The 21,133-nt window shown below is 47.5% G+C and carries 18 protein-coding genes, 1 rRNA gene and 1 riboswitch; of the genes, 4 read left to right on the top strand and 15 right to left on the bottom strand.

All coding sequences use genetic code 11. The features are described from left to right. The 3 genes from G9G54_RS15685 to G9G54_RS15675 form a co-directional block, all read right to left on the bottom strand. Positions 1-927 (bottom strand): ABC transporter ATP-binding protein, encoded by a 927-nt coding sequence (locus tag G9G54_RS15685; protein WP_165178772.1) that lies wholly within the window; start codon positions 925-927, stop codon positions 1-3. Further along, the gene (locus tag G9G54_RS15680) at positions 905-1,936 is read right to left on the bottom strand and encodes an ABC transporter ATP-binding protein (RefSeq protein ID WP_165178771.1); all 1,032 of its coding nucleotides are present in this window, start codon (positions 1,934-1,936) and stop codon (positions 905-907) included. The genes G9G54_RS15685 and G9G54_RS15680 overlap by 23 nt, the downstream gene beginning before the upstream one ends. 325 nt (positions 1,937-2,261) lie before the next feature. Further along, the gene (locus tag G9G54_RS15675) at positions 2,262-3,851 is read right to left on the bottom strand and encodes a DUF6359 domain-containing protein (RefSeq protein ID WP_165178770.1); all 1,590 of its coding nucleotides are present in this window, start codon (positions 3,849-3,851) and stop codon (positions 2,262-2,264) included. 214 nt (positions 3,852-4,065) lie between these two features. Next, positions 4,066-4,181, top strand: a riboswitch (glycine riboswitch). Between the two features lie 211 nt (positions 4,182-4,392). On the opposite strand from G9G54_RS15675, the gene sdaAB reads away from it, so the two are divergent. Both sdaAB and sdaAA read left to right on the top strand, forming a co-directional pair. Then, positions 4,393-5,082, top strand: a complete 690-nt coding sequence (gene sdaAB, locus G9G54_RS15670; RefSeq protein ID WP_013308430.1) for an L-serine ammonia-lyase, iron-sulfur-dependent subunit beta — start codon at positions 4,393-4,395, stop codon at positions 5,080-5,082. Beyond that, positions 5,072-5,971 carry an L-serine ammonia-lyase, iron-sulfur-dependent, subunit alpha gene (gene sdaAA, locus G9G54_RS15665; RefSeq protein WP_013308429.1) on the top strand — a complete coding sequence of 300 codons (900 nt, stop codon included), beginning with the start codon at positions 5,072-5,074 and terminating at the stop codon, positions 5,969-5,971. The genes sdaAB and sdaAA overlap by 11 nt, the downstream gene beginning before the upstream one ends. A gap of 70 nt (positions 5,972-6,041) precedes the next feature. Here sdaAA and G9G54_RS15660 read toward each other — a convergent pair whose 3' ends face one another. The 6 genes from G9G54_RS15660 to G9G54_RS15635 all read right to left on the bottom strand — a co-directional run bounded on the left by G9G54_RS15660 (position 6,042) and on the right by G9G54_RS15635 (position 12,755). Beyond that, complete coding sequence (locus G9G54_RS15660) at positions 6,042-8,378, bottom strand: Ig-like domain-containing protein (RefSeq protein WP_165178769.1); 2,337 nt, start codon at positions 8,376-8,378, stop codon at positions 6,042-6,044. Between the two features lie 215 nt (positions 8,379-8,593). After that, on the bottom strand, positions 8,594-9,754 hold the full coding sequence (locus tag G9G54_RS15655; protein ID WP_165178768.1) for a serine hydrolase domain-containing protein: 1,161 nt from the start codon (positions 9,752-9,754) through the stop codon (positions 8,594-8,596). Between the two features lie 164 nt (positions 9,755-9,918). After that, positions 9,919-10,380 (bottom strand): pyridoxamine 5'-phosphate oxidase family protein, encoded by a 462-nt coding sequence (locus G9G54_RS15650; protein WP_068941003.1) that lies wholly within the window; start codon positions 10,378-10,380, stop codon positions 9,919-9,921. 71 nt (positions 10,381-10,451) lie between these two features. Next, entirely contained in the window at positions 10,452-10,676 is a 225-nt protein-coding gene (locus tag G9G54_RS15645) for a non-oxidative hydroxyarylic acid decarboxylases subunit D (protein ID WP_028541239.1), read from the bottom strand. A 41-nt stretch (positions 10,677-10,717) separates the two neighbouring features. Further along, the gene (locus G9G54_RS15640) at positions 10,718-12,136 is read right to left on the bottom strand and encodes a non-oxidative hydroxyarylic acid decarboxylases subunit C (RefSeq protein WP_165179023.1); all 1,419 of its coding nucleotides are present in this window, start codon (positions 12,134-12,136) and stop codon (positions 10,718-10,720) included. Positions 12,137-12,164: 28 nt separating this feature from the next. Continuing rightward, positions 12,165-12,755, bottom strand: coding sequence for a flavin prenyltransferase UbiX (locus G9G54_RS15635; protein ID WP_013369033.1), 591 nt, complete (start codon positions 12,753-12,755; stop codon positions 12,165-12,167). A gap of 161 nt (positions 12,756-12,916) precedes the next feature. Between G9G54_RS15635 and G9G54_RS15630 the strand changes: the two genes are divergently transcribed. Beyond that, positions 12,917-13,822 carry a LysR family transcriptional regulator gene (locus G9G54_RS15630; RefSeq protein ID WP_165178767.1) on the top strand — a complete coding sequence of 302 codons (906 nt, stop codon included), beginning with the start codon at positions 12,917-12,919 and terminating at the stop codon, positions 13,820-13,822. Positions 13,823-13,894: 72 nt separating this feature from the next. On the opposite strand, the gene G9G54_RS15625 is transcribed toward G9G54_RS15630, so the two are convergent. From G9G54_RS15625 to G9G54_RS15605, 5 genes are all read right to left on the bottom strand, one after another. After that, a complete protein-coding gene (locus G9G54_RS15625) occupies positions 13,895-15,079 on the bottom strand; it encodes a response regulator (protein WP_076159136.1) in 1,185 nt (394 codons plus the stop codon). Next, positions 15,060-16,856 (bottom strand): sensor histidine kinase, encoded by a 1,797-nt coding sequence (locus tag G9G54_RS15620; protein WP_165178766.1) that lies wholly within the window; start codon positions 16,854-16,856, stop codon positions 15,060-15,062. Before G9G54_RS15620 ends, G9G54_RS15625 begins: the two co-directional genes overlap by 20 nt. 30 nt (positions 16,857-16,886) lie before the next feature. Then, a complete protein-coding gene (locus tag G9G54_RS15615; protein WP_165178765.1) occupies positions 16,887-17,711 on the bottom strand; it encodes a carbohydrate ABC transporter permease in 825 nt (274 codons plus the stop codon). A gap of 14 nt (positions 17,712-17,725) precedes the next feature. Next, the gene (locus tag G9G54_RS15610; protein WP_165178764.1) at positions 17,726-18,616 is read right to left on the bottom strand and encodes a carbohydrate ABC transporter permease; all 891 of its coding nucleotides are present in this window, start codon (positions 18,614-18,616) and stop codon (positions 17,726-17,728) included. Positions 18,617-18,844: 228 nt separating this feature from the next. Then, positions 18,845-20,176: an extracellular solute-binding protein gene (locus tag G9G54_RS15605; RefSeq protein ID WP_165178763.1), complete on the bottom strand. Its 1,332-nt coding sequence runs from the start codon at positions 20,174-20,176 to the stop codon at positions 18,845-18,847. A gap of 294 nt (positions 20,177-20,470) precedes the next feature. Here G9G54_RS15605 and G9G54_RS15600 point away from each other — a divergent pair, with 294 nt between their 5' ends. Beyond that, positions 20,471-20,629, top strand: coding sequence for a hypothetical protein (locus G9G54_RS15600; RefSeq protein WP_165147892.1), 159 nt, complete (start codon positions 20,471-20,473; stop codon positions 20,627-20,629). 179 nt (positions 20,630-20,808) lie between these two features. Here G9G54_RS15600 and rrf read toward each other — a convergent pair. Beyond that, a 5S ribosomal RNA gene (gene rrf / locus G9G54_RS15595) occupies positions 20,809-20,925 on the bottom strand. Positions 20,926-21,133 lie beyond the last annotated feature (208 nt).

Raw genomic sequence — 21,133 nt, 5'->3', positions numbered from 1 at the left:
TTATGGTAGCGCGACTTGATGGGATGGACTTACTGATTTTAGTGCAAACGGCTTTCCACTCGCGTCTAGATGTTTGGGTAGCTCTGTTTTGTAGGAGGATAAAAGCATTCGCCTTTTTTGGGCATTTTCCAGTCGTTTTGTAGGATCAATATTGGGAATGGTTGCAATGAGGCGCTGGGTATACAGATGCTGTGGACGCTCATAAATGTCTTGCTCGCTCCCCTGTTCCACTAGACGTCCTCTATACATAATACCGATTTGGTCACACATATGGCGGATAATACCTAGGTCATGACTAATGAACAGATACGTTAAATTAAACTCCCGCTGCACATCCTTCATAAAATTAAGCACTTGTGCCTGCACGGAAACGTCCAGCGCCGACACCGGCTCATCTGCAATGATCAGCTTGGGGTTTAATGTAAGCGCACGCGCGATCCCGATCCGTTGCCGCTGCCCCCCGGAAAATTCATGCGGATATTTGTAGGCTGCATCGGCATTCAAGCCGACCTTTTCCAGCAACGTCTGTACTTTCCTTCGTTCTTCCTCACTGCTCAGCCTTTCAAAATTTCGCAGCGGTTCAGCAATGACATCTAATACGCGCTTACGCGGGTTGAGCGAAGAGTATGGGTCCTGAAAAATCATCTGAATATCTCTACGCAGTGGATGGCGATTGTTACGGCTCAGAGCTGCAAGGTCCTTTCCTTTAAACAGAATCTGTCCGCTCGTCAGCTTATTTAGACCGATGATCGTCCTGCCTGTCGTCGTTTTTCCACAACCGGATTCTCCCACCAGCCCGTATGTCTGGCCTGCCTCAATGCTGATCGACACGCCATCCACTGCTTTCACCTGATCGATAACACGCTGGAAGAAACCACCGCGCACCGGATAGTGGACCCTCAGATCATTTAACTCCAGTAGTGCCATGAGCAGCCTCCCCCTTTGCCTCGTCTTCAAAATGAAAATGCTGATAACATGTACAACGGACCCAATGTCCAGGGGAAATTTCATTTAGTTGGGGATGGTCTTCATGCACTCTCTCCTGAATCCAAGGAATACGCGGAGCAAAGCGGCAGCTATTGCGGGGGATATCTTGTAATGAGGGAACAATACCGCCGATGACATGCAGTGATTCCCCCTTGGTATGCGATCCCGGCATAGAAGCAAGCAAAGAACGTGTATACGGATGCTGTGGATGCCTGAATAATTCAAAAACATCAGCGCTCTCCACGATTTCTCCGGCATACATGACCACCACGCGGTCGGCTACTTCTGCCACAACACCAAGATCGTGCGTAATCAGGATAATTCCGCTCTCAGTCTCCTGTTGAAGCTGTTTGAGCAAGTCGAGAATTTGCGATTGGATCGTTACATCGAGCGCAGTCGTCGGCTCATCTGCAATAATAAGAGAAGGTCGGCAAGCTATGGCAATCGCGATCATCACACGCTGCCGCATCCCTCCTGACAGTTCATGCGGATACTGATCATACACACGCACAGGATTCGGTATATCTACACTTTCCAGCAGCTCCAGCACACGTTCCCTTTTTTGCTTCATAGATAGTGACGTATGATAATCAAGATTTTCCTCAATCTGCTTGCCAATGCTCATCAACGGGTTGAGTGCTGTCAGCGGATCCTGAAAAATCATGCCAATGCCCGCTCCGCGGATTTTATTCATTTGCCCTGAAGAAAGACGGTTCAGGTCCGTGCCTTTAAAAAGGACCTCTCCCTCTACACGTGTGCGTTCCATGTCATGCAGTTGCGGGATAGAAAGCGCCAGCGCGCTTTTGCCACAGCCAGACTCTCCGACTACAGCCAGCACTTCATTGGGGTTGACCGTCAGATCCAGATGGTCGACTGCGGGGTGATATTGATCCTTGATGCGAAAAGAGACGGATAATCCTTTAATTTCCAACACGGGTTCGGTATTCAATGCGCGCTTCCTCCATTCTCCATGGTCTTGTCCCGCTTATTCTCACCATGTTTGATGTTTAAAACCTCTCATGAACATTACATACCGTTTTTGTCGGAATAATTTGAATACATCCTATCACCAGTATATGGATATATCAATTAAGATTATGCTATCAACTTCATTTAAAAAATCAATGATCCAGCAGTAGCGCGGCCTTTCTGGCACAAAATGTAATGAAATAACCAACCACAGGTTAATTTTCATCACAAAAAAAGTCGCCTGATCCCTCTACAGGGATCAAACGACTAACTAGCACCAGCTCACATTGAGCTCCTCACGATAATTACGAAGCCGCTCCATAGGAGCCAGACTTGAACGTTCTAGGATCATACCATTTGTAGCCTGCTGCCGGAGCAGACCAAGGCTCAGCCTGCGGTTCCGTGGAAGCCGCAGGCTCCTCGAATGGCAGAAGCTTCGTTGGTTGATCCAGAGTCAAACCTTCCACATCGGACAATTTCGTGTAGTCCTGCTTCCATGCAAGCCATTGGACCGTTTGCACCAGAAAGGTGGAATCATCCACTTCCTCGAAACCATCATATGTCTTCTTCGACTGTCCGTTTTCCTCACGCACATATTTCGGTGTAGCATCTTCTACAGGGGAAGAATCACCGATGAACGCTGCCTTGCCTTGACCTACCTTGGAGATAGCGGCATAAGGCCCTTCTGCACGGCCCCCGCCATTATAAACTCCCTGGTCTACAGCATTCCCCCATTTTTTCGTGCCTGAAGGGATATAAGCAATGCCTTTAGCCTTGGTAGGATCAATAATAGCCAGCGTAGATCCTGCATGCATTGCAATCGAGCGCACACCCTTGGTAATACCGAAAGATTGATCTGCGGCTACAATGTCAGTAGCATTCACGTCACCAAGCGCATTATAACGGAAACGAACACCAAAGTTGGTCGCCAGCCAATCGGAGCTTGTTAATCCTTGCATCGCCGGTGATGCAGCTTCTTCTGCAGTCATGCCTTTGGCCGGATTAGTATAGGCTCCACGACGGTAGCCATTCATAACTTCGGAGGAATCCCAACGGTTTTTGTTACGGTCCGCATTATAATGATCGGAGATGAAGAAGACGCTCCCCCCGTTATTCACGTATTGCAGCAGAGCAGCCTGCTCGGATGCCTTAAAGGCAACATTCGCTTCACCAATAATGAACACATCATATTGGCGCAGCTTATCATATGTTATGGCCTGCTCTCCATAAGTAAAAGGAATGGGACGATTCAATTGGTCTACCGTAAAGCCTACATTACGCAGTCCATTGGCAAAGTCGGAGAAGGCGCCTTCAATGACCCAATCTGCTGCGCCAGCGGTCTGTGCGTGCGTATTATCGAACAGCACCTTTTTGCCTTTTCCATCCGGCAGTGTAGTACCGGGTTGACCCGGGTTGCCAGGTTCGCCTGGTTCCCCCGGCTCGCTTCCGCTCACCAGTTCAACAGCGCTTGGGCTTTTCACTCCACCAAAATTATTGTAGGCGCCGAGTGTACCCGTCACACGAATTTTGCTGCCGATCAGCTCAGGATGGCCTGATAGCCCATATTGCCCTCTGTACGCTGAAGTCAGCTGTACATCCAACAGATTAGACGTATTACGTTCATTTGCCTGATCGGCAATCAGTACGTTAAAATCATTCGCGAACGGGGAAGAAAAATTAGCCGTTTTCGATCCGGTAGCATGTCCGACGATGTAACCTTCCACCGTCACCGTACCTCCACTGCTTTGGCGCTGAAGTGCTTCGGCTACTGTCAATGCTCCCTCCGCCTTGACCTGACCGAATGGAACGAAGATCCCAATCAGCAGTGATACGATCGCTGCTAGATGCAACATCCCTTTTAAGCGTGAACCTGTGAATCGCAAGCCTTTTACCATACGTCAATATCCCTCCTATGATTTCCATAAATATACTTGTCCTTTATCAGATTAGCCGCCAATCTTCTAATTCCTTCCTGATTTCATCCATAATTATGTAAATTTTAATCTTTTTTATTGGGAACGCACCTGTTTATGTAAAAATTAAACCTGTGATTGACACCGAGCACGGCATACATTACGCTAAGAAAGACATGTAGAACGGTATACGCGAATGAAGATGACGGGAGAGTCTGTCCAGGGAGCCTACGCTCTGGCGGCACCGAAGGAGCAAGACGCCAGCACCCGGCTGGCGGATAATCTCTCAGGTCCATGTATCGTCATCTGACGCAACTCTGGAGAGAGCGCAAGCCACCCAAGGGGTAAGGCGGTAAGAACACCGCACGAAACTCTCAGGTAACGAGGACAGAGATAAGGGAAACTTCCTTATCCTGTCCTTTTTTGTGCTTACATTGTGCGTCAGCATTAGGAACCGTCATAACCGCGCAAAGACGCGGAAATACCATATAGTATGGTATTAGAACATACAGGGGGCCACACCATGCGTTTCAAAGATGTATTTTCTATTATCGGTCCGGCCATGACCGGACCTTCCAGTTCACACACCGCAGGCGCGGTGCGGCTCGCACGCGTTGCCCGGCACTGGCTCGGGACGCAGCCTGACCGTGCCCGCATGACACTGTACGGCTCCTTTGCCGACACGTATAAAGGACACGGTACAGACCTGGCGCTCATCGCAGGGCTGCTTAATTACGATACGGACGATCACCGGATTCCGGATGCCGAGCAATGGGCAGAGCAAGCCGGGATGGCCGTGGAATTCGCCGTCAGCGGACTCCCCGCGCCTCATCCGAACACTGTCCGTTTCGAGCTGTGGAAGGGCGAGGATCAGCGCACACTGTTGGGCTCCTCCATCGGCGGCGGCAGCATCCATGTCCAGCAGCTTAACGAATTCCGGGTCAATCTGACCGGGGAGCTGCCTACGCTGGTGCTTCTCCACTCGGATAAGCCCGGTACATTGGGCGCGATAACTTCAGCGCTGGGCGCGGCCCACATTAACATTGCCTATATGCACGTAGATCGCAAAGGCCGGGATGGTGAAGCACTCACCGCCATTGAAACGGACAGTTCTGCTCCGGCTGAACTGATTGCGGAACTGCGTTCTTTACCTCATATGTATGAAATTAAGATGATTAATTTGAAAAAAGGAGCTGAATCCGATGCGGTTTAGCCATCTACATGAAATCAGCGCTTTATGCGCTGAAGAATCCACCACAATTGGCCGCTTGATGATTCAAGAGCAGGTACAAGAGACGAATACAACGGAGGAAGAAATCTTTCGCCAAATGTCTGATTATTATGAAGTCATGAAGGAAGCCGTTCATCGCGGTCAAACACAAGACACCGTATCCCGCAGTGGATTGACAGGCGGTGACGGCAAGCGCCTAGCCGAGTATCTGCGGTCAGGGGAAACCTGCTCCGGTGATGCCTCCGCGCTCGCCATGGCTTATGCCCTCTCCGTGTCGGAGGTTAATGCATCCATGGGTCGCATTGTCGCCACGCCTACCGCAGGCTCATGTGGGGTTATCCCTGGTGTGTTCATCAGTGCGCAGGAGCGGTTCGGCTGGGATGATGAGCATATGGTGAACGGCCTGTTCGCCGCTGGAGCCATTGGCTACGTGATCGCCAACAACTCCTTCATTTCTGGCGCGGAGGGAGGCTGTCAGGCTGAGATTGGTTCAGCTATCGGGATGGCTGCTGGCGCTATGGTCGAGCTGCGTGGTGGTACGCCTGAACAGGCTGTTCACGCCGTGGGCCTCGCTCTTAAGAACACACTCGGCCTGATTTGCGACCCCGTCGCTGGACTCGTGGAGATTCCGTGCATCGTGCGCAACGGGCTGGGAGCCGTGACTGCGCTTGCCGCAGCGGATATGGCTTTGGCGGGTGTGCGCAGCGCTATTCCGTCTGACGAAGTCATTGACGTGATGCTTGAAGTCGGCAGTGCGATGCCGTCGAAGCACCGCGAGACCGCCAAAGGCGGCTTGGCTCAGACGCCGACTGGCAAGCGTTTGACCGAATCACTTACACGCAACACACCGACCAAGAAGGATAAGTCATAATTTATAAGCGGTAGCCTCCTTAAAAAAAAGAGCAAGCATGTCGTCCTTGGACGTATGCTTGCTCTCTTTTTTACTGAACGGTTACCTGTATCTTCGTCATTTTACCTGCATATTTCACAGTAATTACTGCTTTGCCCTTGCCCTGTGCCTTAATGTTACCGTCTTTGACGGTCGCAACAACAATTCTGGACGAGGACCAGACAGCCGGTTTGGAAACATCCTTCTCCGACTCATCCTTATACGTGGCTGTAGCCGTAACCTTGGCCAGCTGTCCTGCCTTCAAATTCAAAGCAACTTCGTCTGTTTGCAGATATTTAAGCGTATCAACATCCACGGGTACGCTGATTACCTTCCCGCCAAACTTCGCCTGAATGTTAGCTTTACCGTAGCTAACCGCAGTAACCTGACCCTTTTTAACAGTGGCTACCTTATAATTAGACGTTTTCCATTCAGCTTGGGCCGTAACGTCCTTTTCTTTACCATCACTCGATTTAACCACAATCGCGATGGTTTTTTGATCTCCGGATTTAAGTGACAACGCGATTGCATCCGCTTCAATCTTTTGCGCTACGTCCACTTCTACCGTAAACGTAATGTTTTGCTTGCCATATGAAGCAGTCACCGTTGCCTTACCGCTACCATTCGCTTTGATCAAACCTTCGCTAACCTCAACCACTTTTACATTGCTAGTTGTCCAGGTGGCGTCCTTAGTTACATCTGTTTTTGTACCGCCACTCTTAACTCCTGTTACTTTCAGTTGCTTCGTTTCCTGAGCACCAAGCGCAATTACACGCGAGTCTGTTTCCAGACGGTCTACAAGGCCTACTTGCACGTTAATCGTCAGTTTTTTGCCATTATAGGTCGCTGTAATAACCGCTTTACCAGCGGATTTACCCGTAATCGTTCCTTTGGACACAGAGGCAATATCTTCTGCGCTTGAAGTCCATTCTGCATCCTGTGTTACATCTTCTTTACGTCCATCCGCATAAGTAGCCGTCAAAGTTGCAGTATAGTCCTCATCAATATCAATCGTTGCCGTTTTGGAGGACAAAGACAGATCACCGGGTACATTTACGGATACCGTAGCTGTAACTGTTTTGCCACCATAAGAAGCGGTGATCGTAGCCTCACCTGTTTTATAACCCGTGACTTCTCCCGCACTGACAAAAGCGATGTCTTCATTGCTGGACTTCCACTCTGCCTTACTTGTGATATCTTCTTCCGTACCTGTTACATACGTTGCGGTCAGCTTGAGCCTTTTGGATTCCTTGGCATTCAGGCTCAGCTTGTCCTCACTCAAATCCAGATATCTGGAGGTTTCGACATCTGTCTTGATCGAAACGGTCTTATCTCCATACTTAGCGGTCACCGTAGCCGAACCCGCTCCAATCGCCATAATCGTTCCCTTATTCACAGTCGCAATTTTTTCATCACTTGATGTCCAAGTAGCTTTATCTGTGATATCCGTTACCGTCCCATCCGGATAAACGGCAGAAACTTGTACTTTTTTAGATTCATCCAGACGGAGAAAAATATTGGATTCACTGGCTTTCAGCTTATTCGTTTGATCGACATCCACCGAAATCGTAGCAGACATCGTGCCATATTTACCTGTAATTGTCGCCTTCCCCGCACTATAGCCGGTAATAGTGCCTTTCAGTACATCCGCCACGGCTGCATTACTGGAACTCCACTCGGCGGACTCTGTCACGTCCTGTACCGATCCATCCGGGAACGTCGCTGAAAGTTTAACCTTCTCAGTATCCTTCAACAAAAGAGAAACCTCTGATGAACTGACATCAAGACGTTTAACCTGCTCCACCTGCACAGCAATGGTTACGGTCTGTTGACCATATACGGCCTTAATATTGGCTGTACCTGCTCCCTGAGCGGTAACCAATCCGTTAACTACTGTGGCTACCTTTTGATTATCGGAGGTCCAAGTAGCATCACCCGAAACCTGAGCTGTTGTATTATCACTGTATGTCGCTGTCAAATCAACCTGTCCTGTACCGCTTGAACGCAAGTTCAGGCTTTGTACACTGGATGTCAGCGCCTTAACCTTTTTCGTTACATGTACCTGAACCGATTGCACCTTCTCTTTATAGGTCGCAACCACGGTGGCTTCCCCTTCAGCCTTGGCCGAAACTGTACCATTATACACAGTAGCAATAGCTGTATTATCACTTTTCCAATCCGTGCTTACGGTTACATTCGAGGTTGTCCCATCGCTAAAAACAGCAGTAGCCGTCAACGCAGCCGTATCTCCCTGCTGCAAAGTTACCTCGTTAGAGGAAAGGACAATCTTGGAAAGCACCGCATCCGCAGCAGATGCAAACCCTGCATATGATGTAAAACTTGAAATCAGGATGACCAACGCCAGAAAACCGGACCATCTATTCTTCAAAATCTAATTCCCTCCCATTCCAAAACTTAAATTAAGGATTTCGCAAAATCCTTACACCTACGTTTTATGTCGTCATATGGAAAAGAATAGTTTAGGCTTCGAAGGAAATTTGGTCCTTATTAACTAGATCATTTCTGATAAAGATTAGACATTACAATTTGTGTAGCTTCAGAGCCATAGTGAAGAGTTTACCCAACAGACCCACAACCTCGCATTTACAAACAGCTATAAGCTGCTGCGCGAACTCTCAAATGATGGTATTCTTCCATATTAGGAGCCAGTTGGTGCATATAAACGACGGAGAATTGTTCGCTTGGATCTATAGAAACCCAAGTGCCTGCTACTCCCGTCCAGCCAAATTCTCCAATAGAACTATTTGCATGCCCAGCCGCTTTATCAATTAACGTGCGCACGCCCAGTCCGTAACCATAACCTGTATGATATGAATTAGTAAAATCCAATAATTGATCTGTATTCAGATGATTGGTGCGCATTAAATCAATGGTTTTCCTCCCTAATAGCCTCACACCATCTACCATACCTCCATTCGACAGCATTTGTGAAAATGTAAGGTACTCGTTAACTGTCGAATACAGACCTGCGCCCCCACTTTCATATAGAGCATCTGGCTGATGATATTCATCCAAGAAACCCTCTATTTTCTCTAGTTCTCCGGCGTCTGTCCGTTGGTAAAAGGAGGCCATTCGCGATTCAATATCTCCACAATATCGGTAACCTGTATTGTTCATTCCAAGCGGATCAAATATTTCATCCTTTAGGAATTGCCCTAATGATTTACCTGAAATCACTTCAATAAGACCTGCAACCAGGTCATGTCCATATCCATATAACCAGCGTGTTCCCGGCTCAAATGAAAGTGGAATCTCAGAAAGCGCTTTAATTTCTGTGCGCAGATCATATTTCCCCTGCTTTTCCTTTAACGTTCTAAGGACCTTTTGCATTGCCCGTCCTGTCTCTGAAGGCTCGGAAGCGTAAGGAAGACCCACACTCATATTGAATATATGCTTAATTAAAATGGGATTCTCCGCCTTATCCACATAGGTGTATCCGTTAGGAGCGGTTTTGAATACATGCGCATTACGATATTCGGGAAAATATTCATACAAAGGCTCATTCAACAAAAATTGCCCGCGTTCGTACAGCATAAGTGCAGCCGCACAGACAACAACTTTTGTCATGGAAAACAAGCGATACACTGTATCCTCAGTGATTGGCTTTCGGGCTTCCAGATCAGCATATCCATGATATCCTTCATACAACACTTTACCATTCTGGGCAATGGCACAACCGCAACCTGCTGGCCCATTTGCTACGAAATGTTTCAATAGCTGATCTACTTTGTCAAAACGAGACATATTCATCCCTCCTATTTTTCCTTCAAAAGAAACAGGCTTCCCCTCGCGCTCTAATTTCCTGTTCCAACAAGCTCAGCGCGATCCCTTGTAAGCGCTTATTCCCCGCATTTATTTTAACGGTAAACTTGGTAAATACATAGATTATTTGTCATAATCAGATGGCTTTACATTAACAGCTCGGCCACCGTTTCCTTCCAACGATGGATCACCGATTCCGGTTCCTTGAGACGGACCGTGACACCCGTCAAGATATCCGCATATTGGGCCGAATCTTCTCTGGATGCAACAACATGAGCCGCAAATCGCTCACGTACATGCTTGGCTTCGGGCAAAGCAGGCAGATGTTCCAGCGACAACCGCACATAATGCGCCTTCCCCCCGGTAAACACCGCAAGCGTCGCCTTCCCGGTACGAATCATGTTGCCCGTCGTGGTCGTGCCTGGCCATAGTGCCAGACGCAAATTCCCCTCGTCCAGCGCTACAACTTCGCCCACACTAATCATCGCTATGTGCGGCCACTGATCTTCCGTGACCGTCAGCAGCATCATTGCTTCATGCTGCTTGTCCTCCAATACCTTACCGTCCAGTAGCGTGAACAGTTCCTTACCGATCCTTGGTGTCTGCATGAAGTATAATCCCCTTTACATTTGGCCTATAACTTCAAAGTACCATAATTTACGGCTACTTACGAACGACCCTATATCCGCTCTGGAATAGGAGGAACATGAGCAGCATTCGGAATATCTTGGGGGTTTACCTTGAACGCCGATTTATACTTTGCTGGATCAGTAATGCTATCCGGTTCTGAGGTCCGCCATGTGAACAGGCATACAGGGCACAACAAAACCTCCCAGGCGCCTTTAACTGGCGAGCGGGTAACAACCTCCGAACGATTAGATTCACAACGGGGACAAATATGCATCTGTCAGCACTCCTTTAATCTTTCTTTATTTTTAAAAATATTCAACGAAGCATTTGGCTCAACTTTTTCTCCCATTCTGCTACACCCAACGGGGAATCGAGCGGCTGCGAGTAATGGCCTCTAATATCCGGTGCTACAGGTGTCGTCGCATCCAGTATCATTTTGTGAGTCATACCTGCCGGATCAGAGCCGGGGTCAAGCGGTAAAATAGACAAGCCAGGAACAATGACAGCATCATGCTTTGGATGAAGCTTGGTGGATAAAGCCCACATGACCTGCGGCAGATTGAACGGATCGACCTCCTCATCCACCACAATCACGAGCTTACAATACCCCAATCCATGCGGAGTTGTTAACGCACGCATTCCCACAGCCTTTGCAAAGCCGCCATACCGGGTTTTCGTGGAAATAATAGCGACCAGCCCATGCGTATACATGGCATTAACGGCTACGATTTCATTAGGAAAAGCATCCTTAAGCTGCTGAAACAACGGTACACTTGTATTCACACCGATCATATAATCCGTTTCCGTCCAAGGCATCCCGATGTACAGATGCTCAAAGATAGGCTGTTTGCGGTGATATACACGATTAATCTGAATGACTGGCATCGCGCGACCGCCGGAATAGTGACCTGTGAATTCACCGAATGGACCTTCATACTCACGTTCACCTGCTAACACTTCGCCTTCCAAAATGACCTCAGCTCCCCAAGGCAGATCCAAATCTGCATCCTTCGCTTTGACCACACGGTAAGGCTCACCCTGAATGGCGCCCGCCATCTCATATTCGGATTGATCGTACAGCAGCGGCGTAGAAGCAGCCGTTGTAATCACAGGCTCACATCCGAGGGCAATAGCGACCTTCAGATTTTCGCCGCGCTCCTCAGCCTGACGGATATGGATCGCAATATCATGCTGTGGTACAGGCTGGATGCCCAAACGGTTCTTGCCTTTTACCTGCATCCGGTACAAACCGACATTTTGCTTACCGTAGGTGTCCGGGTCATCCAGATCGCGTGAAACTAGAATTGCTTTATCCAGATAAAACCCTCCGTCCCCCTGATTCAAACGAAACAGCGGCAAAATATCAAACAAATTAATATCCTCTGTAATCTCGACTTCATGAAAAGGAGCGGTTTCTTCCCGCTTCACGGGCACCGGAAATTGTTCATAGCGTCTGGCAAATTCAAAAAACTGCTCCTTGAGCGGCGTGTTTTTGGGCATTCCCATCATGAGGGCATGATTGGGCCAGGAGCCCATCACATTCATTGCAATACGAGCATCCGTATATCCATAGATGTTGTTGAAAAAGAGAGCAGGCGTCTTATCTCCATGATTGTTTAATGCTCTGTTAGCTGCTGCGAGGTCCGGCTCCGGCTTTACCTCATCGCTGATCGTGAGTAATTGTCCCTCCTTTTCCAAGGTGTGTAGAAAATCGCGGAAATCTTTATAGGCCATCATTCATTCTCCTTCGTCTTTCGATTTCTCAATTCTGGTGCAGCCTGGAGTCATTCTGCTTCATTCCATCCCAGCGTTTGGCTGCGGTTGTGACAATACCGAACTGATCCAATGCACGAAAAACAATATGATCCACCAATTCCTCGATACTTGCAGGATGATTATAAAAGGCAGGCATCGGCGGCAGGATCATCACGCCCATACGTGACAGCTCCAACATATTTTCCAGATGGATACTGCTTAATGGTGTTTCTCTGGTCATGAGCAGCAGCTTCTTTCGCTCCTTCAGTATCACATCCGCTGATCGGGTAAGCAGGTTGTCCGCCATACCAATACGAATGGAGGCAAGGGTCTTCATGCTGCAAGGAGCGACGACCATGCCGTCTACTCGAAAGGAGCCGCTGGAAATACGCGCAGCCTGATCCTTATACGAGTAGACCGCATCCGCCATTGCCTCCACTTCCTTCACCGTGTAGCCTGTCTCATAGGGGATGTTCGCAATAGCCCACGGGGATAGCACCAGATGGCTTTGGACTCCAGCCTCTCGTAATTGTTGTAATATACGGATACCAAAAATCGACCCTGTCGCTCCCGATATTCCTACAATGATTTTCTTCATATGTCCCCTCCTTCCATCCCATCGTTTTATGTTCACCCATGCATTACTGTCAAAAATTATACGCCCGTTCCCTGCACACGAAAAATATATATAATATATGTAATGCATACTTTAAAAGTATTCAAATCGAAGCGTTGTTTAGAAATGAGGAGGAATCCCCAATGGACTTGAAGCATCTGCATTACTTTTGCGTCATCGTGGAGGAAGGGCAAATCACCAAGGCCGCCAGAACGCTCAACATGGCCCAGCCTCCACTGAGTCAACAACTCAAAAATATGGAGGACGAGCTTGGCGTAAAGCTGATTTACCGTGAAGGAAAGAAGTGGGAAGTTACCGAGGCCGGGTATACACTGTATACACGCGCCAAACGATTATTGGCTGAAATGGAGGACACCTGTAGAGAAATTGGGGAGTTTGAAAACAAAGTAACCGGCACACTTGCTATAGGCACGTCATCCGCCTGTATGTCTCTGATTACTGAACAACTCAGTCGCTTTCATCAGGTTTATCCAGAGGTATACGTTAAAATAGGACACGGAGACACACATCATCTGGAAGAGCTGTTACACCAAAATAAAGTTGATCTGGCCCTGCTGCTGCTTCCGGTAGATGACAAATCGTACCATACGATTGAACTGGAGGGCGTTTCTTTTGTTGCGGTTCTTCCGTGTGAATGGGCAGATCGCCATCCCAGTGGGGAAATTACATTACAGGAAGCTGCCAGCTATGACCTCTTGTTGGGACGCCGAACAGAAGGACACGGACTATACGAAACCGTCATCCGCAAATTTCAGGAACACCATCTTATTCCGCGCGTCGTACTAGACTGTCCAGAAATATCGACCATTCTCTCGCTCGTTTCCACAGGCATGGGAATTACCATTATTCCAGACGCTGGCTTGGGACAAGAATACGGGGACAGATTTCGCACACTCTCCATTAAGGAGCCATTCCCCTTCACACGGCCTGCCGTCGTATGGCGCAAAGATCGTTATTTATCCAATGCAGCTCGCAAATTTGTTGAACTGCTACAAGCTGGAGACACGAAAAAGACTGCTCCCGAGTAGATGCTCTACCGCTCTACTCCTGAAACAGTCTGATGCTTGAAGAACTTCCTTCATTCGGTCGTTGATACCGCCTTATTTGACTCCTTGATGTCGATACTCGGTTGGAGTCATTCCACATTTGCGCCGGAATACCTGTGTAAAATGCCTCATATCCTGATAACCGATCCGCTCTGAAATATCAGCCAGCCGCAGATGAGGATCACTGAGCAGCCGCTTCGCCTCCTCCATACGCAAGCAAATGACGTAATCCTTGTAGCCTTGTCCCATCTTTTGCTTGAATAACTGGCTGAAATACACCGGATTCAAAAATACGATTGAAGCCACCTTCTCCAGCGACAGCTCCTCTGTAAAGTGAGCCCGAATGTATTGCAATGCCACATCTACCGTATGCATGCCTTTGCGGAGACATTCTCCTGTATCCGCTGCTGCGGCTGCAATCTCCTCTGGCGTACGTCTTAGTCGCGCCACCTCTTCAGGTATGGAGGCAAAATTGTGATGAACACCCGAACGTGTAATTTGTAGGGGCACCTTCACATAACGCTTCAAATGGGATTCGAGCAACGTCTCTAGCCGTGCGGCCTCTGCCTCATCCCTTAGCCTTGCAATGCCCAGGAGACTATGGCGGTCTAGACTGACGACAAAGCCGCTGCCTCCTGCCTCAATGAGCTCGGACAGTACATTTTCAATCATAAAATGCTCCAGATGCGTCTGCTTGTGATCAGGTTCCATGCGAACCATGAAGAGATGGAATTCTGGATAATTTTCGACAAAAGGCTGTATATCCAGCTTGCCCGTGTCCAGTCCAAGGGCATAGCGTTGGAAAACGGCTTCACGCAAATAAACCATATTGGATTTGAGAAGCCTACCCTCGTTCGCCTGCTGCGAGGCCACAAGCGCTTCGGCTGCCAGTATTTCAATGCATTCCAGTAGCTTTCTTTTACCAATCGGCTTTAACAGGTAGTCTTTGGCACCCAGCTTTACTGCTCTTTGTGCATAATGGAAGTCGGAATGGGCCGAAATGACAACCCACTGCAGATGAGGATGCTTTCGCTTAGAAATACGCATGAATTCCAGACCATCCATACCGGGCATCAGGATATCAGTTAATACAATATCTACAGGATGCTCCGCCAGAATGCCTGCTGCCTCCTCGGTGGAAGCAGCGAGATGAATGCCGCAGGTTGGTAGAGCTTGGCCAATGGTACGCCGAATCCCCTGCCGAATCATATTTTCATCGTCAGCTATCAGAATATTCATGTTTCTCCTCCTTCTGTGGCAGAGGCACACTTACAGTGACTGTTGTTCCGGCCCCAGGTGCGCTAGAGATCCGTAGGCCGTACTCTTCTCCGAACATGTGCCGTAGCCGTAAATTTAGGTTTTGCAGGCCGATGCCTCCCGCCTGCCCGCTGCCCGCCTGTTTGCCGGGTTCTGCCAAAGCGACCTGGACCACCTCCCATCGTTCGTACTCCATCCCTGCACCGTTGTCGATGATGTGCAGGCTCAATACACCGCCATATTCCTCCGCTCTGACGAGCAACTTGCCACCTGTATCCGCATGAAGAGGCTCCAGTCCGTGCTTCACCGCATTTTCAATCAATGGCTGTAAGGTCATTTTCGGCAAGCGGATATCCATCCATCGTTCTTCAATATTGATGTCTACGGATACCCTGCCCTCCAGCCGGGCTTGGATAATGGTAAGATAGTGGCCAACCTGCTCCACTTCTTCACGAAGGCTTACATCGGTCCCCTCTTCCCAATGGCTGCTGTAACGGAACATATGGGATAAGGAGAGAACCACCTCTCCGAGCTGATCTTGTCCCTTTTCATCCAGCATCCAATAGATCATATCCAGCGTATTATACAGAAAATGTGGATTGACCTGCGTCTGTAGCGCGTGCAGCTCCGCATTTTTTTCACTGACCGATGATATACGCACCAGCTCGATTAGCTCTGCAATCCGTCTTACCATATGGTTAAAAGAGGTAGCTAGTTGATTGATTTCTTCATAGGATTTGGTGTTTACCGTATGACGGAAATTTCCTGTCTCTACCCGCTTCATTTCCCGAATGACTCGCTTGAGTGGAAGGGAGATGCCCCTGGAGACGATAGATGCAATTAACGCCGACACAATAATAAGTATAGGTGCCACGATAAATAAGTACCTTTGATTTTGCACCAGCTCCACGTTCAGATCCTCACTAGGTGTCACACTAATCACAGACCAGTCGGCAAACGGCAACTTGGAAGCGATTACAACTCTTTCATTACTTCGATTTACAATAACATCCTCCTCCGGTACCTGCTGCTCTAGATTTTGCAAATCCGGTGGCGGATCAGAGGAAGTGGCCGACACAATTCGATTTTCATGACCCAACAAATATACCTGACTATTGGTGCCTAACCGCAAATTGTGGAGAGCGGACAAAACAGAACGCGGCTCAGCCTCAAACAGGACAATACCAATCGGCTTGTGTTCATCCAGATCATAGAGCTGCCGCCCAAACGCAAACACGGGTCTGGTTTCCACCTGATCAATGACAGAGTGAGGATACACGCCCAGCCATGCAATTTTGCCCGCCGACTTTCGAATTTCCTTATACCATTCCGTATGTTCGTAATGAGTATCAATGACATTCATATAATTGCCATAGTTATATACCTTGCCTGTGTCTGTGATGACATGGATGCCAATCAGATCCTCACGCGAATAATAGATAGCCCCCAGAATATTCGTAATCGTACGTTCGTTGATGTAATTGACAGCAGGTAAATCACTACTATCCGTCGTCAACAGACGAACCAAATCCATATTGTTGCTGATCGATTTGGAGAGACTGTTATAGCTGCCGAGTAGCAATTCGAATAGGCCTGCCGTCTGGGATACATTTTTACGCGCCAGCTCGCTGACCTTATCATGGAACTGCACCGTAGTACGGTTGTAAAATAATAGACTGACTGCCAGCACAATGCCGGACATGCTCAATAGGAACAGAACAAACAAGCGGTATTGAATGGATTGAAAACGGCGCATCATACCTCCGTGCGCTCCTTTCGCATCGGCCGCCTATCCTTTAACCGCTCCCGCAACCATGCCCTTGGTGATATTTTCGGACAGAACAAAATAAATAATAATGACCGGTAAGGCACCCATGACTAGAAAAGCACCAATATTACCGTAGTTCACAGAATACTGGCTGACGAACGTATATACGCCGAAAGGGAGAGTTTTGAGCTTCTCGGATGAGATAAAGGTGGCAGCCATAATGTATTCATTCCAGATGTTAATGAAAGTTAAAATACATACCGTCATGATAGGCGGAATCGAGATGGGTAAGATTACACTGCGGAAAATACGATAAATGCTTGCTCCGTCAATGTAAGCGGATTCTTCAATTTCGTGGGGAATGGACCGCATAAAGCCGGATAGGATGAAGACCGCAATCGGTGTCTGAAAAGCAATGTAGGGTAAAATCAGTGAGAAATACGTATTCAGAATATGGACGTTTTTAAACACCACCATCAGCGGCAGCAGTGTGGCTTGCATCGGGATCATCATCCCGATCAGAAACAAAGTCAGCACAACAGCCCCGAAGCGCCAACGAAAACGTGTAATCGCATAAGCAGTCATCGAGCTTAATAAAATGACGAAAATCATCGTAACCCCGGTCACCAGCACACTGTTTCCTAAATAACGCAAGTAGCTCCCTGATTCATAGGCTTCCTGATAGTTGTGCCACTGAGGCACTTGAGGGAGTGCAAAGAAGCTGGAGCTCAATATCTCTTCATTCGTCTTCAACGAATAGGTCAGCAGCCAAAAGAGTGGATACAGCTGCGTGACAATTAAGATTGCTAATAAGGAAAAGACTCCCGTTTTTTTCAAGGCATTCAACAGTTCCATCTCCTTTAGCTTACCTTATTTTCGATTCGTTTGAAAACAAAATTTATCACAAATGTAAATGACAAGCAAATCACTACGAGAATTGAAGCCAATGCGCTGCCATATCCGTATTTCATCGATAAAAAGGACATATTGTACATATACGTGGATACTGTATCCGTCGCATGGGCTGGTCCTCCACCCGTCATCACCCAGATCAAATCAAACGATTGCAGGGAGCCGATAAATGCTAATACAATTGATATCTTGAAAATAGGTACAATGAGCGGCAGCGTAATATAGCGGTCTGCTTTGAATCCTTCAGCTCCATCAATTTTGGCTGCTTCGTACAGCTCATTCGGTATATTTTGCACCCCGGTAAACTGGATAAGCAAATGATAGCCAAAATACTGCCACAACGATACAAAATAGAGGGCGTACATCGCTATCTGCGGTTCCGTCAGCCATGAGCGTGTCCAGCTTTTCAGCCCAATCGCCATCAAAATACCGTTCAGCATTCCACCCATCGAGGCCGGATTATAAATCGTCTTCCACAGCTGCCCGATAATGACCACCGACAGAATAACCGGCAGAAAATACATCGTAACCAGCGTATTGGCCTTACGCACATAACGATTAAGCAAGATCGCCAGCAGCAGACAGAACGGAATCTCCAGCATGGAAAACACAGCAAACATCATAGTCCGTTTCACGGATGGCCAGAATACTGAATCTGCTGTAAAAATCCGCTCAAAATTAGCCAGCCCCACGAACTTTGCCTCGGCAATACCGTTCCAATCCAGCAATCCACAATACACCGACACCAGAATCGGAACAAATACCATACAGGTATACAACAACAGGCAGGGTAGCACGAAAACGGCAATGGTACGTGCTGGCATCTTCAGTACATTCATGCTCTAATCTCCTTTGTGTTGATTCTGAACATCTTCTGAGGATGCACAACCTACATGATTTCCAATCAGGGAAGGAGCATTTCGCCCCCTCCCTAGTGCCTGCTACTTCAGGATTTTGTAAAATTCGATTCCAGTTGCTCCAAAGTGCAATATCTAGACGAACTAGGCCATTTCGATCTATATATTGTTCATTGGGAGTCGCTTATTGGATTTTTGCAAAATCCTCACTTATTTATTCGCTTCAAAAGTGTTCTGATGTTCCTTGGCAACTTGTGCAGAGTCTTCCTTTTGCACGAACAGGTTTTGAATGCTACTCAGATGCGCCTGCGCAATAGCCGGATTCATCGTATTATCAAAAGCGAGATCGCCCCCTTTTACATTCTTGAACAGCTCATTAAGACTAATCGCTAACTCGGAGTAGCCCGCTTCCTTCAGATCACCTTTCATTTTCTGACCGCTGCCAATCGCATTTTTTAGATCAAACTGAATTTTGGGCATCTCCTTAATAAAATAGTGCAGAAAATCCTTCGTTTCCTGTAAATGTTCACTGTTCGCAGATACTGCAAATGCGCTGCCCGGCGCAATTACATACTCATTCACATCACCCTTGCCATTCACCGTAGGGAATTGAAACGCTCCTACCTTACCCGCTACCGAAGAAGCATCAATTGACCCCGTTTCCCATGTACCCATGATATACATCGCGGCTTTTCCTGTTTTAAAAATATTACCGCCTGCATTGTAGTCAATAGATGTAGCTCCATCCGGGAAAGCTCCTGCCTGCACCAATTCCTGAAATGCATCCACCGCTTCCACAAAAGCCGGGTCGTTAAACGTCTTTTTGCCGTCCAGTACATCATTGAGAAAATTCGGTCCTTCATTCGTACGCAACAAAATGTTCATAAAAAGGAGAGACCCCGTCCATGAATCCTTTTCCCCAATGGCAATCGGAGTAATACCCTTCGCCTTCAGCGTTTTGACCGTCGTAATCAGCTCGTCAAAGGTGGTCGGCAACTTCTGGATTCCCGCCTGCTTGAACAGTTCCTTATTGTAAAACACCACTTCTATATTGTTGCCATCCGGAAAAGCGTAGAGCTTATCGTCGAAACTATAGTAATTAAGAAGTCCATTCTGAAATGTATCTTTTAACCCCTCTTTATCAGCCACATCGTTTAATGGAGCCAGCAGCCCGGCATCTACGAATGGCTTCATCTGTGCAGCTGGGTTTACAATCGTGATATCAGGTACTTCCTTCGCCGCTGCCTGTGTCTTCAGCTTAAGCTTTTGTTGATCTGTATTTAGCGAATCCAATTCAATTTTGACATGAGGATGATCCTGCTCGTATTGACCTACAATTTGCTTAATCATTTTATACGAAGGGGTGCTCGGATCAGGATTAATGTTCTGAAAGGTAATCGTAACATCTTTCATTTCGGTGCTTCTGCTCGGTTCTCCTGAATTTCCCGGACTTGCGCTTTGTCCGTTATTACAAGCTGCCAGCGTCAATGCCAAGGCGCTCACCATCACAACGGCAAACGCTTTCATTTTTGTTCTGCTCATGGTCCTTTTCCTCCTCTTGTTGAAGCATTGCGCAATTTGCCCTCCTTATTGGTGGACACTCAATGCCCGCTTGTTCTTTTCATTATGTTCCATAGAAAAGACGTGAACAATGCGTGAACTTAAGGAGAAGGGTTTGTTTTTTCAAGCCCTCATTTGCGTGCTTCAAAATTCATTCATATCATAACTTGCAATTTATCTAGAACACAGGCATAATATGAATAAGATCATATTTTGATAATGATTATCATTATTAAATGATAAATACACATAGACTTTAAAGGAGGCAGGACCGCAGTGAAAGAAACTTTCAGTAAAACCTCCCTGCATATTGATGATTATTTGGACCTTCTCAATCTTGCCGTACAAGTCGGAGATACCAAGTGGCAAAAAGAAATTACCCGTAAACTTCAAGCCTTGAGTGTCCTTCAGACAGAACAGGTTGAAATAGATTAACTTCCCCAGTTAATACTGTCCTCAGTTAAAAATGCTGACTAAGCACCACTATACAAAGGACAACCAGGATACCGTACAACTTTTGACCGAATCCATGAGAAAGATCTTTCATGTGAATGATAAATGAATCGGTTATAGGAAAAAGAGCACAGCCCGTTAAGGCTGTGCTCTTTTATCTTGCTTGGCGACGTCCTACTCTCCCAGGACCCTGCGGTCCAAGTACCATCGGCGCTGGAGGGCTTAACGGTCGTGTTCGGGATGGGTACGTGTGGAACCCCTCCGCTATCGCCACCAAACATGAATTTACATCGTAAATTCTTTTTCAGGAATCAGCATCGTCAAATGCTGTGTGTTCGCTTGTTTCATATAAGTCACTTGAGCTTATACAATACAAAACTTACACCCTGAAAACTGGATCCGAAACTCATTGCGTTTTATTTTTAGGATAAGCCCTCGACCGATTAGTATTGGTCAGCTCCATGCATTACTGCACTTCCACCCCCA

The sequence above is a fragment of the Paenibacillus sp. EKM212P genome (genome assembly GCF_011066115.1).
GTDB classification, from domain to species: domain Bacteria; phylum Bacillota; class Bacilli; order Paenibacillales; family Paenibacillaceae; genus Paenibacillus; species Paenibacillus polymyxa_B.
Note: the sequence above shows the minus strand (reverse complement) of the source record. Positions and strands in the feature narration are given on the sequence as shown.